13 protein-coding genes are annotated in these 11,771 nt (G+C 73.1%); 5 read left to right on the top strand and 8 right to left on the bottom strand.

Annotation, left to right across the window (positions count from 1 at the left end; all coding sequences use genetic code 11):
* Positions 1 to 21: 21 nt before the first annotated feature.
* Complete coding sequence (locus tag ACJ5H2_RS05725) at positions 22 to 1,239, top strand: sensor histidine kinase (protein ID WP_408898607.1); 1,218 nt, start codon at positions 22 to 24, stop codon at positions 1,237 to 1,239.
* Entirely contained in the window at positions 1,236 to 1,901 is a 666-nt protein-coding gene (locus ACJ5H2_RS05720; protein WP_408898606.1) for a response regulator, read from the top strand. The genes ACJ5H2_RS05725 and ACJ5H2_RS05720 overlap by 4 nt, the downstream gene beginning before the upstream one ends.
* A 3-nt stretch (positions 1,902 to 1,904) precedes the next feature.
* Here the strand turns inward: ACJ5H2_RS05720 and vanX are convergent, their stop codons facing one another.
* From vanX to ACJ5H2_RS05700, 4 genes are read right to left on the bottom strand one after another with little or no spacing between them, the layout of a single operon-like run.
* On the bottom strand, positions 1,905 to 2,546 hold the full coding sequence (gene vanX / locus ACJ5H2_RS05715; protein WP_408898605.1) for a D-Ala-D-Ala dipeptidase VanX: 642 nt from the start codon (positions 2,544 to 2,546) through the stop codon (positions 1,905 to 1,907).
* Positions 2,543 to 3,583 (bottom strand): D-alanine--D-alanine ligase family protein, encoded by a 1,041-nt coding sequence (locus tag ACJ5H2_RS05710; RefSeq protein WP_408898604.1) that lies wholly within the window; start codon positions 3,581 to 3,583, stop codon positions 2,543 to 2,545. Before ACJ5H2_RS05710 ends, vanX begins: the two co-directional genes overlap by 4 nt.
* Positions 3,571 to 4,542 carry an NAD(P)-dependent oxidoreductase gene (locus tag ACJ5H2_RS05705; protein ID WP_408898603.1) on the bottom strand — a complete coding sequence of 324 codons (972 nt, stop codon included), beginning with the start codon at positions 4,540 to 4,542 and terminating at the stop codon, positions 3,571 to 3,573. The genes ACJ5H2_RS05710 and ACJ5H2_RS05705 overlap by 13 nt, the downstream gene beginning before the upstream one ends.
* Positions 4,539 to 5,156, bottom strand: a complete 618-nt coding sequence (locus tag ACJ5H2_RS05700; protein ID WP_408898602.1) for a M15 family metallopeptidase — start codon at positions 5,154 to 5,156, stop codon at positions 4,539 to 4,541. Before ACJ5H2_RS05700 ends, ACJ5H2_RS05705 begins: the two co-directional genes overlap by 4 nt.
* A gap of 89 nt (positions 5,157 to 5,245) precedes the next feature.
* Between ACJ5H2_RS05700 and ACJ5H2_RS05695 the strand changes: the two genes are divergently transcribed.
* Both ACJ5H2_RS05695 and ACJ5H2_RS05690 read left to right on the top strand, forming a co-directional pair.
* Complete coding sequence (locus tag ACJ5H2_RS05695; protein WP_408898601.1) at positions 5,246 to 5,941, top strand: response regulator transcription factor; 696 nt, start codon at positions 5,246 to 5,248, stop codon at positions 5,939 to 5,941.
* Entirely contained in the window at positions 5,934 to 7,052 is a 1,119-nt protein-coding gene (locus ACJ5H2_RS05690; RefSeq protein WP_408898600.1) for a sensor histidine kinase, read from the top strand. Before ACJ5H2_RS05695 ends, ACJ5H2_RS05690 begins: the two co-directional genes overlap by 8 nt.
* On the opposite strand, the gene ACJ5H2_RS05685 is transcribed toward ACJ5H2_RS05690, so the two are convergent.
* Entirely contained in the window at positions 7,040 to 7,867 is an 828-nt protein-coding gene (locus tag ACJ5H2_RS05685) for an MBL fold metallo-hydrolase (protein WP_408898599.1), read from the bottom strand. The genes ACJ5H2_RS05690 and ACJ5H2_RS05685 overlap by 13 nt on opposite strands.
* Positions 7,864 to 8,697 (bottom strand): glutamate racemase, encoded by an 834-nt coding sequence (gene murI, locus ACJ5H2_RS05680; RefSeq protein ID WP_408898598.1) that lies wholly within the window; start codon positions 8,695 to 8,697, stop codon positions 7,864 to 7,866. The genes ACJ5H2_RS05685 and murI overlap by 4 nt, the downstream gene beginning before the upstream one ends.
* Positions 8,698 to 8,786: 89 nt before the next feature.
* Here murI and ACJ5H2_RS05675 point away from each other — a divergent pair, with 89 nt between their 5' ends.
* A complete protein-coding gene (locus ACJ5H2_RS05675) occupies positions 8,787 to 9,821 on the top strand; it encodes an alkaline phosphatase family protein (RefSeq protein ID WP_408898597.1) in 1,035 nt (344 codons plus the stop codon).
* Between the two features lie 100 nt (positions 9,822 to 9,921).
* Here ACJ5H2_RS05675 and ACJ5H2_RS05670 read toward each other — a convergent pair whose 3' ends face one another.
* Complete coding sequence (locus ACJ5H2_RS05670; protein WP_408898596.1) at positions 9,922 to 10,764, bottom strand: DUF3152 domain-containing protein; 843 nt, start codon at positions 10,762 to 10,764, stop codon at positions 9,922 to 9,924.
* Between the two features lie 18 nt (positions 10,765 to 10,782).
* Positions 10,783 to 11,751, bottom strand: a complete 969-nt coding sequence (locus ACJ5H2_RS05665) for a PLP-dependent cysteine synthase family protein (RefSeq protein ID WP_408898595.1) — start codon at positions 11,749 to 11,751, stop codon at positions 10,783 to 10,785.
* Positions 11,752 to 11,771: the final 20 nt, after the last annotated feature.

Raw genomic sequence — 11,771 nt, 5'->3', positions numbered from 1 at the left:
GGGAGGCCCTAGCCTCGGGTCATGGACAAGGCCGCGCCCGAGGACTACCAGCCGCGCCTGCGCTGGTACAGCCAGACCTGGCGCTACCTGCTCGCCATCGGGATCGGGGTCGTGGTCTGGATCCCCGTGGTCGAGGCCCAGGCCGAGGAGCGCCCGGTGCTCTTCTGGGTCGACCTGCTGCTCGGGGTCGCGGTGCTCGTCCTGGTCGCCTGGCGGCGCCGCTGGCCGATGACCGTCGCCGTCCTGGCGGTGCTCGCCACCCCGTTCAGCTCCCTGGCCGGCGGCGCGATCACGCTCGCCACCGTCTCCTTGGCGACGCGTCGGCGCTGGTGGCAGGTCATCGTCATCGGGCTGCTCAACCTCGCGATGACCTGGCTCTACTACCAGGTACAGCCGGTCGCGGACACCGACCCGGCCTGGCTGGTCACCCTCTTCACGGTGGTCGTCATCGCCGGCTCGCTCGCGTGGGGCATGTTCATCGGCTCCCGCCGCGAGCTGATCTGGACGCTGCGCCAGCGGGCCGAGACGGCCGAGGCGGAGCGCGACCTGCGCGCCTCCCAGGCCCGCTCCACCGAGCGCGCGCGGATCGCGCGGGAGATGCACGACGTGCTCGCCCACCGGATCTCGCAGATCTCCATGCACGCCGGCGCGCTCACCTTCCGCGAGGACCTGAGCGCCGACGAGATGCGCAGCAGCGTGGCCGTCATCCAGGACAAGGCCCACGAGGCGCTGACCGACCTGCGCGAGGTGCTGGGGGTGCTGCGCGACGTCGACGGCGTGACCGACGCCGAGGCCGGTCCGCTCGTCGGCCCGCAGCCGACGTACTGCGACCTCGGAGCGCTCGTCGCCGAGGCCCGCGCGGCCGGCGCCAGCATCGAGTACGACGACGCGCTGGCCGGCGGCGAGGACCTCCCCGACGTGGTCGGCCGCACGGTCTACCGGATCGTGCAGGAGGGCATCACCAACGCCGGCAAGCACGCCCCCGCCGCGGTCCTGCGGATCCGGGTCAGCGGCTCCCCGGCCGACGGCGTGGAGGTCGTCCTGCGCAACGCCCTCGGCTTCGGCCCCACGCACACGCCGGGGGCCGGCCTCGGCCTGGTCGGGCTGGCCGAGCGGGCCGAGCTGCGCGGCGGCATCCTGAGCCACGGCATCGAGCGCTCGCCCACGGCCGGCGGGCCGGACCAGTTCGTGCTCCGCGCCTGGCTGCCGTGGGCGGCCGAGCAGGAGGGATCGCGGTGACCGCGCCGATCCGCGTCGTCATCGTCGACGACGACCCCCTGGTGCGCTCGGCGCTGACCCTCATGCTCGGCGGACAGGCCGACATCTCCGTCGTGGGCGAGGCGTCGGACGGGCGCGCCGGGATCGCCCTCGTGCGCGAGCTGCGGCCCGACGTCGTCCTCATGGACATCCGGATGCCCGTGCTCGACGGCCTCGCGGCCACCCAGGCCCTGCACGCCGATCCCCGACCGCCCCGCGTGATCGTGCTGACCACCTTCGATGCCGACGAGTACGTCGTCGGCGCCCTCGCCGCCGGCGCCGACGGCTTCCTGCTCAAGGACACCGCTCCGCCGGAGATCGTCGCGGCCCTGCGCAAGGTCGCGGCGGGCGATCCCATGCTCTCCCCCTCGGTCACCCGGACCCTGATCGAGCGGGTCCGCACCGGCGCCGGCGACAGCCGCACCGCGGAGGCACAGGGCCGCCTCGACCGCCTGACCGAGCGGGAGCTCGAGGTCGCGCGCGCTGTCGGCCGTGGGCTCTCCAACGCGGAGATCGCGGCCGAGCTGCACCTGTCCGTCCCGACGGTCAAGGGTCACGTCTCCCGCCTGTTCGAGAAGCTGGAGGCCACCAACCGGGTCCAGATCGCGTTGACCATCCGCGACGCCGGTCACCCCGTGGAGTGAGGCTCAGCAGGACGGCCACTGCGCCGGCGGTCCGTGCGGAGTGATCGGGAAGTCGAAGTAGGTGCGCGGGTACGGCTCCTCGCGCAGCATGTAGTGCCACCACTCCCGGTCGTACGCGGCGAAGCCGCTGGCCTCCATGATCGAGCGCAGGCAGCGACGGCTCTCGGTCGCCTCCGGCGACAGCCCGTCGGCTCCGTGGTGCGACAGCGGGTCCATCAGGTCGTGCCTGCCTCCCGTCGGCACCAGGTCTCCCGTCCGCAGGTCGAAGAGGGTCAGGTCCACGGCACTCCCCCGGCTGTGCCCGGACCGGGCCGCGACATAGCCACGGTCGAACATCTCGGACCGGTCGAGCCGGGGATAGTGCCGTCCCTTCGTGCGCCCGTCCTCCGGCTGCCGGGACCAGCGCAGGAAGTCGTCGACGGCCCGCTGGGGGCGGTAGCCGTCCCAGACCAGCAGCCCGAGGCCGTGCCGGGCCGCCCTGCCCTGCGCCCGCGCCAACGCGAGGCACAGCGCGCGGGTGCCCACGATCCGGTTCGCCTGGTAGCCCGCCACCGGCCGACCGGTGAAGTTGTCCCAGGTGGCGTACTTGGCGTCCCAGCGGATCTCCGGCACCACCTCGTCGACGAAGGCGAAGTCCTCCCTCACCGGTCACGGCCCTCCAGGGCGGCCGCGATGGCCCGGTCCAGCACGTCCGCCGGCGAGAGGCCAGCGGCCGCCATCATCCGCGGATATCGGCTGTAGGTGGTCATGCCGGGGAAGGTGTTGACCTCGTTGAGGACGATCTCGCCCTCGTCGGTCAAGAACAGGTCGACCCGCGCCAGCCCGCGGCAGCCCAGGGCCCGGTACACCCTCCTGGCCGCCTCCTGCACGCGTCGCCGGGTGGCGGCGGGCACGGCGGCGGGGACCACGACCGTGGCGTTGTCGGAGCCTCGCTCCGGGTCGTCCTCCTGGTGGATGCGGAAGAAGCCGTGGCTCAGGCCGACCTGGTCGACCTCCCCGGCGAGCAGGTCGTCGCCGTCGCCGAGGAGCGCGCAGCCGAGCTCGCTGCCCGCGACCGCCTGCTCGACCAGCACCTTGGCGTCGTACCGGCGGGCCGTCGCGACCGCCGCACTCAGCTCCCCGGGGCCGTCGACTCTGCTCACGCCGAAGGACGAGCCGGACCGGGCCGGCTTCACGAACACGGGATAGGCGAGCCCGGCGGGGTCGAGGTCCTCGCCCGCGGCGAGCACGCGGTACGCCGGCGTGGCGATCCCGGCGGCCGCGGCGACGACGTACGCCAGCGACTTGTCCATGCACAGCGCCGAGGCGGCGACGTCGCAGCCGACATAGGGGATGCCGGCGAGCTCGAGCAGGCCCTGGACCGCGCCGTCCTCCCCGAGCCTGCCGTGCAGGACCGGGACCACCGCGTCGAGGCGGATCGTGGCGACGTGGCCGGGCTCCCGCACCAGCAGGCCGTGGACCTCGCGGTCCGGGGCGAGCACGACCGCACGGGAGGGCGCGTCCTCCCAGCCCGGGTCGAGGTCGCGGCACAGCCGCCAGGCGCCGTCGGCGGTGATGCCGACGAGGACCGGCTCGTAGCGCTCGCGGTCGAGATGGCGCACCACCTCCCGCGCGGACTTCACGGAGACGGGGTGCTCCTCGGACATGCCACCGAAGAGGATGCCGATCCTCAGCCGATCCATGACGCCTCCTGTTCCTCGAAGGCCAGGCAGCCCACGAGCGAGCTTTCGACCGTGTCGCGAAGCGCACGGTCCGTGTCGTACGCGAGATGGGGGGTGATGACGACGTTCGGCAGGCGATGCAGCCGAACCCACGTGTCCGGCAGCGGCCGCTCGCGGCAGTCGGTGTGGAAGACGCCGTCCTCGCCCTCGAGCACGTCGAGAGCCGCGCCGCCCAGCCGGCCGCTCTCGAGCGCGTCGAGGAGGGCGCTCGTGTCGATGAGGGCGCCGCGACCGGTGTTGACCACGCACGCGCCCGGCTTGGTCCGGGCGAGCCGGCCCCGGTCCAGGAGGTGACGGGTGGTGGCGTCCAGCGGGGTGTGCAGGGTGAGCACGTCGCTGCGCCGGAGGAGCTCGTCGAGCGCGGTCGGCTCCGCGGTGCCCGTCGCGCGGTGGTCGTAGGCGAGGACCCGGCACCCGAAGCCCTGCAGCCGGCCGGCGACGGCCGAGCCGATGCGGCCGGTGCCGATCACGCCGACGGTCAGGTCGCGCAGCTCCCGACCGCGCTCGACGGGCGGGCGGTAGTCGAGCGCCTCGGCGCGACGCAGCATGGACCGCGCCCGACGTACGACCATCAGGACGAGCATCACCGTGAAGTCCGCGACCCCGTCGGGCGCGTAGACGACGTTCTCGACCACGATCCCGAGCCGGGCGGCGTACTCCACGTCGACGTGGTCGTACCCGATGCTGCGGGTCGACACATACCGGACGCCGGCACGCCGCAGGGCGCGGAGCGTCGGCCGGTTGAGCGCGGTGCGGTGGCTGACGCTGACGGCGCGGCAGCCGGAGGCGAGCACCGCGGTGTCCACGGACGGCGCGGTGGCGGTGATCGTGGCGCGGACGTCGTAGCGTGCGGCCAGCTCCCGGAGGACCGCGGCCTCGTCGGGCGTGCAGTCGAAGGCTGTGATCGCGGCGCGCGTCATGAGCCGCCGCTCCCCTGGCGGTGCGCGGCATCGGGGTAGCGGGCAGGACAGCCGTCCGTCACCGCGTCGGGACGCAGCTCGAAGTGCCAGGGCTCGTTGTCGTAGATCCGGCACAGGCCGTAGCCGGCCCCGTGCTCGGCGAGCCAGCGCGCTCCCGGGCCGCCGACGTCGACGGCCGCACCCTCGACGTGCGGCGACTCCTCCGGCGTGGACACCCAGCGCGCGGCCTCCGCCTCCGAGCCGTGCTCCCGCACGGCCTCGCTCAGCAGCCGCGCCTGGTACTTCGCGGAGCGCCAGCCGCTGTTGACCTCGATCGCGACGCCGTCGCCGGACGCGTCGGTGCTCGCCCGGCGCAGTGCCTCGAGGAGCGCAGGCGCCAGCCGGGTGATGCCGGGATGGTCGTCGAAGGCGGTCGCGCCGTCGGGGAGCTCGCCGGCGGCCCCGCCGGACGCACGCCCGCCGTCCAGGACCTCGAAGGGAGAGCTCGACGAGACGGTCGACCAGCCCTGGAGCGCGACCATGCCGGTCAGCACCGCCCCGAGCACGGCGAGGACGGCGGTGGCGGGCAGGCGGGCACGGCGTACGTCGGTGTCGGCACCTGAGCTGGAGAACATGCCTCCAGCCAAGGACGCGCGGCGTTGCCAGGGCGTATCCGGTTTTCGATACGCCGGCGATATGCGGGCGCCCTAGCATCGAGGTTGCTATGCGAGTACTGATCGTCGAGGACGAGCCCTACCTGGCCGAGGCCGTCCGCGACGGACTGCGCCTCGAGGCCATCGCGGCCGACATCGCCGGTGACGGCGACACCGCCCTGGAGCTGCTCAGCGTCAACAGCTACGACATCGCCGTCCTGGACCGCGACATCCCCGGCCCGTCCGGCGACGAGGTGGCCCGACGGATCGTCGCCTCCGGAAGCTCGATGCCGATCATCATGCTGACGGCCGCCGACCGGCTCGACGACAAGGAGTCGGGCTTCGAGCTGGGCGCCGACGACTACCTCACCAAGCCGTTCGAGCTGCGCGAGCTGGTGCTCCGGCTGCGTGCGCTCGACCGGCGACGCGCGCACAGCCGCCCCCCGGTGCGGGAGCTCGCCGGGCTGCGCGTCGACCCCTTCCGCCGCGAGGTCTTCCGCGACGGCCGGTATGTCGCGCTGACCCGCAAGCAGTTCGCCGTCCTGGAGGTCCTCGTCGCCGCCGAGGGCGGCGTGGTGAGCGCGGAGGAGCTCCTGGAGCGGGCCTGGGACGAGAACGCCGACCCGTTCACGAACGCCGTGCGGATCACCGTCTCCGCCCTGCGCAAGCGGCTCGGCGAGCCATGGCTGATCGCTACGGTGCCGGGAGTGGGCTACCGCATCGAGGCCCCCCGCACCGGCCCGGCCACGGGAGCGGGGCGTGGATAGGGCGCCCGGCCTGAGCGTGCGGCTCAAGCTCACGCTCAGCTACGCGGCCTTCGTGATGGTGGCCGGCGCCATGCTCCTCGCCGTCGTGTGGGTCTTCCTCCTGCGCTACGTCCCGGAGATCGTGTCCTTCCCGGCAGAGGTCGGGCGTCCTGGGACGCATGTGCCCACCCGGTCGGACCTCGAGGCCGCGTTCGTCCCCAAGGCCACGATGATGCTGGGCCTGCTGCTGGCGTTCGGCCTGCTGGGCGGATGGGTCCTCGCCGGCCGGATGCTCGCTCCCCTCACCCGCATCACCGACGCCACCCGCCGGGCGGGGACCGGAGCGCTGGGCCACCGGATCCACCTGGAGGGGCGCCGCGACGAGTTTCGCGAGCTGGCCGACGCCTTCGACACGATGCTGGGTCAGATCGAGGCCCAGGTCGCCGAGCAGCAGCGCTTCGCCGCCAACGCCTCGCACGAGCTGCGCACGCCGCTGTCGGTCACGCAGACGCTGCTGGAGGTCGCGCGCAGCGATCCCGACCACGATCCCGACGAGCTGCTCCGGCGCCTCCAGGCGGTCAACGGGCGCGCCATCGACCTCACCGAGGCGCTGCTGCTGCTCAGCCGGGCCGAGCGCGGCTCGTTCAGCCGAGCACCCGTCGACCTCTCGCTCGTCGCCGAGGAGGCGGCGGAGACGCTGCTCCCCCTCGCCGAGCGGCGCGGGACGACCGTCGAGACCGCCGGCGAGCCCGCTCCCACCACCGGATCACACCCACTCCTGCTGCAGATGGCGACCAACCTGGTGCACAACGCGATCGTCCACAACCTCCCCGACGGCGGCGCCGTGTGGGTGAGGACGTCGAGCCGCCCGCGCACCGCGGTGCTCAGCGTCGAGAACACGGGAGCGGAGCTGCCGCCGCACGTCGTCGCGACCCTGGTGGAGCCCTTCCAGCGCGGGACCGGCCGGATCCGCACCGACCACTCCGGGGTCGGCCTCGGCCTGGCGATCGTCCGCAGCATCGCGGAGGCCCACGCCGGGACGCTCAGCCTGGAGGCGCGACCCGGCGGTGGCCTGCGCGTGAGCGTGAGCCTGCCGCTCGGACCGGGCGACGGCGGCCCTCAGAGATCGTAGACGGCGCCCTGGGCGGCGAGCTCGGTCGGCCCGTCGTAGGCCTCCTCGGCCTCGGCGAGCATGGTGGCGGCGTCGTGCCACGGGGGCACGTGCGTGACGACGAGGCGCTTGGCGCCGGCCTTCGCGGCGACGTCGCCTGCCTCGGCACCGGTGAGGTGCAGGTTCGGCGGGTTCTCGTCGCAGGATCGGAAGGACGCCTCACACAGGAACAGGTCGGCGTCGGCGGCGATGTCGAGCAGCGCCGGCGTGGGCCCGGTGTCGCCGCTGTAGGCGAGCACCTTGCCGAATGCCGAGACCCGCAGGCCGTACGCCGGCACCGGGTGGTCCACCTCGTAGGGCTCGACCAGGAAGGGGCCGATCTCGACCGGGTCGTCGTACACGCGGAACGAGAACTCCTCGCGCATCCCCGGCTTGCGCGGGAGGTCGTAGGCCTTGGCGAGCCGCTTCGCGGTGCCCTTCGGGCCCCACACGGGGATCTTCGGCTGGGTGCCCGAGGGGTGGTACTTGCGCAGGACGTAGTAGCTGGTCATGTCGACGCAGTGGTCGGCGTGCAGGTGGCTGATGAACACCGCGTCCACCTGGAGCGGGTCGACATAGCGCTGCAGCGCACCGAGCGCGCCGTTGCCCATGTCGAGGACGAGGCTCCACGTCCGCAGCGCGTCGCTCGCCTGGACCAGGTAGCAGCTGGCGGGCGAGTCGGGCCCCGGGTAGGAGCCCGAGCAGCCGACCACGGTCACCCGCACCGACCGCTCGGCCGGCGGCACCCGCAGCATCGTCGTCTCCGGGGCGACCGCGCCGCTCACGTCGTCACTCATGCAAGACCCCCTGCGAACTGGCCGGCCGCGACGAGCTCGGGCCCGAGGAACCGTCGCCCGATCGTCTCGAACTCCGCCGGCGAGCCGGTCGTGGCGAAGGAGTACGACGGCTCGCCCGTCGGCCGCATGAGGCCGGTGTCGGCCAGCATCCGGTAGACGTCCTTGGCACACTCCTCCGCGCTGCTGACGAGGGTCACGTCGTCGCCCATCACATAGGAGATGACGCCGGTCAGCAGCGGGTAGTGCGTGCAGCCCAGGATCAGGGTGTCGACGCCCAGCTCGGTGAGCGGGTCGAGATACTCGCGGGCGACGGCGATGAGCTCGTCGCCGCCGGTGACCCCGGCCTCGACGAAGTCGACGAAGCGCGGGCACGCGCGCGTGGTCAGGGAGATCTGCGGCGCCGCGGCGAAGGCGTCGTCGTAGGCCATCGACTCTGCGGTGGCACGGGTGCAGATGACGCCGATCCGGCCGTTGCGGCTCGCCGCGACCGCGCGGCGGGTGGCCGGGTAGATCACCTCGACCACCGGGACGTCGTACCGCTCACGGGCGTCGCGGAGCATGGCGGCCGAGGCGGAGTTGCAGGCGATGACGAGGGCCTTCACGCCCTGGTCGACGAGGTGGTCGAGGCACTCGAGGGCGTACTCGCGGACCTCGCCGATCGGCTTGGGACCGTAGGGCTGACGGGCGGTGTCGCCGACATAGGTGACCGACTCGTGCGGGAGCTGGTCGATGACGGAGCGGGCGACGGTCAGGCCACCGAAACCGGAGTCGAAGATCCCGATCGGAGCGTCGATGCCGACGCTTCCGCCGGGGTGGTTCAGGTGCCGCACCCGATCAGACTACGGCGTCGGGGTGCCCGCGGTCGGCATTCAGGGACCGAGATCACGTCCCTCTCGCCGCGCGACGTAGGCTGCCTCAGGTGACCACCCTGCGCCGCCCCGCTGCCCTGGCCGTCGCCGTCGCCGCCGCCCTGGCGGGCTTCGGCCTGAACAGTCCCGGCACCGCCACCGCGGACCGCGCCGACGCCGGACGCGCCAGGGTCAACGACAAGCACGTCATCGCGATCTCCGTGGACGGGCTCAACCCGCGTGCCCTCAAGCGGCTCGGGCGGGCGGGGACCCCGAACCTGCACCGGGTCATCGAGGACGAGGGCGCGGGCACCGTCAACGCCCGCACCCAGCTCGAGATGACGGTGACCCTGCCCAACCACACGAGCATGGTCACCGGCCGCCGGATCAAGGCGAGCAAGGGCGGCCACGGGGTGACCTGGAACGACGACACCGTGACCAAGACCGTGCAGCAGGCGGCCGGGCACGACGTCGCCTCGGTGTTCACGCAGGTGCACGCGGCGGGCGGCACGACCGCGGTGTACGCGACGAAGTCGAAGTTCTGGCTCTTCGAGCGCTCGTGGCCGAAGGCCGTCGACACCAACGTCATCCAGGTCGAGCGCAACGGCGCCGTCGTGAAGGCGCTGCGCGCGGACCTCGCGAGCAGCCCGGCCTCCTTCTCCTTCCTCCACCTCGGCAAGCCCGACCAGGTGGGCCACAAGCACGGATGGATGTCCGCGCGCTATCTCAAGGCCGTGGCGCAGGTCGACCGGCTGGTCGGCACGATCCTGACCCAGGTGGAGTCGACGCCCTCGCTGCGCACCAACACCGTGGTCGTGCTCACCTCCGACCACGGCGGCATCCCGGGCACGAAGAACCACGCCATCAAGACCAACCGCGAGGACTACCGGGTCCCGTTCGCCTTCTGGGGAGCCGGCGTCCGGCACGCCGACCTCTACGCGCTCAACCCGGACCGCGCCAAGCCGGGCCGCGCCCGCCCGGGCTTCGGTGCCGCCGTCCAGCCGATCCGCAACGGCGAGCTAGCCAACGCCAGCCTCGACATCCTCGGCGTCGGCGCGGTCCCCGACAGCCTGTGGAACCCCGCCCAGGACCTCGACTGGAAGTAGCCCCCCGCGAGGTGTGCCTCGTGGGGGCGCGAGGTGTGCCTCGTGGGGGCGCGAGGTGTGCCTCGTGGGGGCGCGGGGTGTGCCTCGTGGGGGCGCGAGGTCAGCGGCGACCCAGCTCCCGCGGCGTCGGCCAGGGGTTGAAGCGGCACCCGTGCGTGCCCTTCGACTGCTGCATCATCACCGGGGCCGGTGCACCGCGCCGGGAGCAGCCCGCGTGGCCGTAGCCGAGCCAGTGACCGGTCTCGTGGTTGACCACCATGTGCCGGTAGTCGCGCAGTGACTCGCCAGCCCGGTTCCACGCTGGAGATGCGCCGCGCCAGCGCTCGACGTTGATCACGACATTGCGCCCCACGCGGCACGACCACTGCGCGCTGCACGCACTCGAGTACGACGGCACCAGCCGCGCCTGCGACAGCCACAGGGTGAACGACCCGCCGCGCCGGACCTGCCGGAAGCGCACGCCCTTGGCCCGCCAGCCGCGCGGGTCGTCGTACGTCTCCTGGGCGAGGCGGCGGAAGTCGGCAACGGCCTCCGCACCACCCACGTCGCCGCGGGTGCGGACGCTGTAGCGGACGGTACGACGCACGCCGACGCGGTGCTTCACGCGGCCGACCGACACCTGGACGGCGGTGTCGGCGTACCCGGTCGCGCCGACGACCACCAGGAGGTCGAGCCGGTGCCCGACGTCCTCCGGAGCGATCGCGTGGCGGCGGCCCACCGCGCCGGGGATCGGCACGCCGTCGCGCAGCCACTGGTAGCCGACCCGCTCGGGCGCGGGGGACCACGCACCTGGGTCGGCCACGAGGGTGCGGCCGTACTTCCGCGCCCCGTCGTACGACGGCGCCTCGACCTGGACGAGCGGCGCCGGGTCCGCGGCGATCGCGGGAGCCGGGAGGGAGAGCGTCGCGGCCAGTGCCACCACGAGCCCGAGGAGGATCTTCACCCGGCGATCATGCCCTGCCTAGGCCCAGAGCTGGCCCTCGAGGCGGTCCTCGGCCTCGTCGATCGTGCCCTCGTAGGCGCCGGTGGAGAGGTACTTCCAGCCGCCGTCCGCGACCACGAAGGCGATGTCGGCGCTCTCGCCGGCCTTCGCGGCCTTCGCGGCCTGGCCGAGCGCGGCGTGCAGGATCGCGCCCGTGGAGATGCCGGCGAAGATGCCCTCGAGCTCGAGCAGCTCGCGCACCCGGCGTACGGCGTCGCGCGGACCCACCGAGAAGCGGCTGTCGATCAGCTCGGCGTCGTACAGCTCGGGCACGAAGCCCTCGTCGAGGTTGCGCAGGCCGTAGACGAGCTCGCCGTAGCGGGGCTCGGCGGCGACGATGCGGACCTCGGGCTTGGCGCGGCGGAAGAACCGGGAGACGCCCATGAGGGTGCCGGTGGTGCCCAGGCCGGCGACGAAGTGGGTGATGGAGGGCAGGTCGGCGAAGATCTCGGGGCCGGTGCCCTCCTCGTGGGCGAGCGCGTTCGCGTCGTTGCCGTACTGGTAGAGCATCACCCAGTCGGGGTGCTCCGCGGCGATCTGCTTGGCGACCCGGACCGCCTCGTTGGACCCGCCGGCCGCCGGCGACGACACGATCTCCGCGCCCCACATGCGCAGCAGCTGGCGCCGCTCCTGGGAGGTGTTCTCCGGCATCACGAACACCGTGCGATAGCCCTTGAGCTTGGCGGCCATCGCGATGGAGATGCCCGTGTTGCCGGAGGTCGGCTCGAGGATCGTGCAGCCCGGACGCAGCGCCCCGGCCTTCTCTGCCTCCTCGATCATCCGCAGGGCCGGACGGTCCTTGATCGAGCCCGTCGGGTTGCGGTCCTCGAGCTTGGCCCAGATCCGGATCTCGGGCGCACCGGGGCCGTTGAACGGCGCCGACAGTCGCGGCAGCCCCACCAGCGGCGTGTTGCCGACGGAGGTCAGGAGACTGTCGTAGCGCACCATCAGCTCGCCCGGACGGGTCC

This window comes from Nocardioides pymetrozini, from assembly GCF_046058985.1.
In the GTDB taxonomy this organism is placed as follows: Bacteria; Actinomycetota; Actinomycetes; order Propionibacteriales; family Nocardioidaceae; genus Nocardioides.
The sequence above is the reverse complement of the archived record's forward strand: the minus strand, read 5'-3'. Positions and strand labels throughout refer to the sequence as shown.

Bases quoted from the DNA above. Each gene is read 5' to 3' on its own strand.
- ACJ5H2_RS05710 (WP_408898604.1), bottom strand. From the start codon at position 3,583: ATGGATCGGCTGAGGATCGGCATCCTCTTCGGTGGCATGTCCGAGGAG.
- ACJ5H2_RS05665 (WP_408898595.1), bottom strand. From the start codon at position 11,751: ATGGTGCGCTACGACAGTCTCCTGACCTCCGTCGGCAACACGCCGCTG.
- ACJ5H2_RS05685 (WP_408898599.1), bottom strand. From the start codon at position 7,867: ATGAGTGACGACGTGAGCGGCGCGGTCGCCCCGGAGACGACGATGCTG.
- ACJ5H2_RS05700 (WP_408898602.1), bottom strand. From the start codon at position 5,156: ATGTTCTCCAGCTCAGGTGCCGACACCGACGTACGCCGTGCCCGCCTG.
- ACJ5H2_RS05705 (WP_408898603.1), bottom strand. From the start codon at position 4,542: ATGACGCGCGCCGCGATCACAGCCTTCGACTGCACGCCCGACGAGGCC.
- ACJ5H2_RS05725 (WP_408898607.1), top strand. From the start codon at position 22: ATGGACAAGGCCGCGCCCGAGGACTACCAGCCGCGCCTGCGCTGGTAC.
- ACJ5H2_RS05695 (WP_408898601.1), top strand. From the start codon at position 5,246: ATGCGAGTACTGATCGTCGAGGACGAGCCCTACCTGGCCGAGGCCGTC.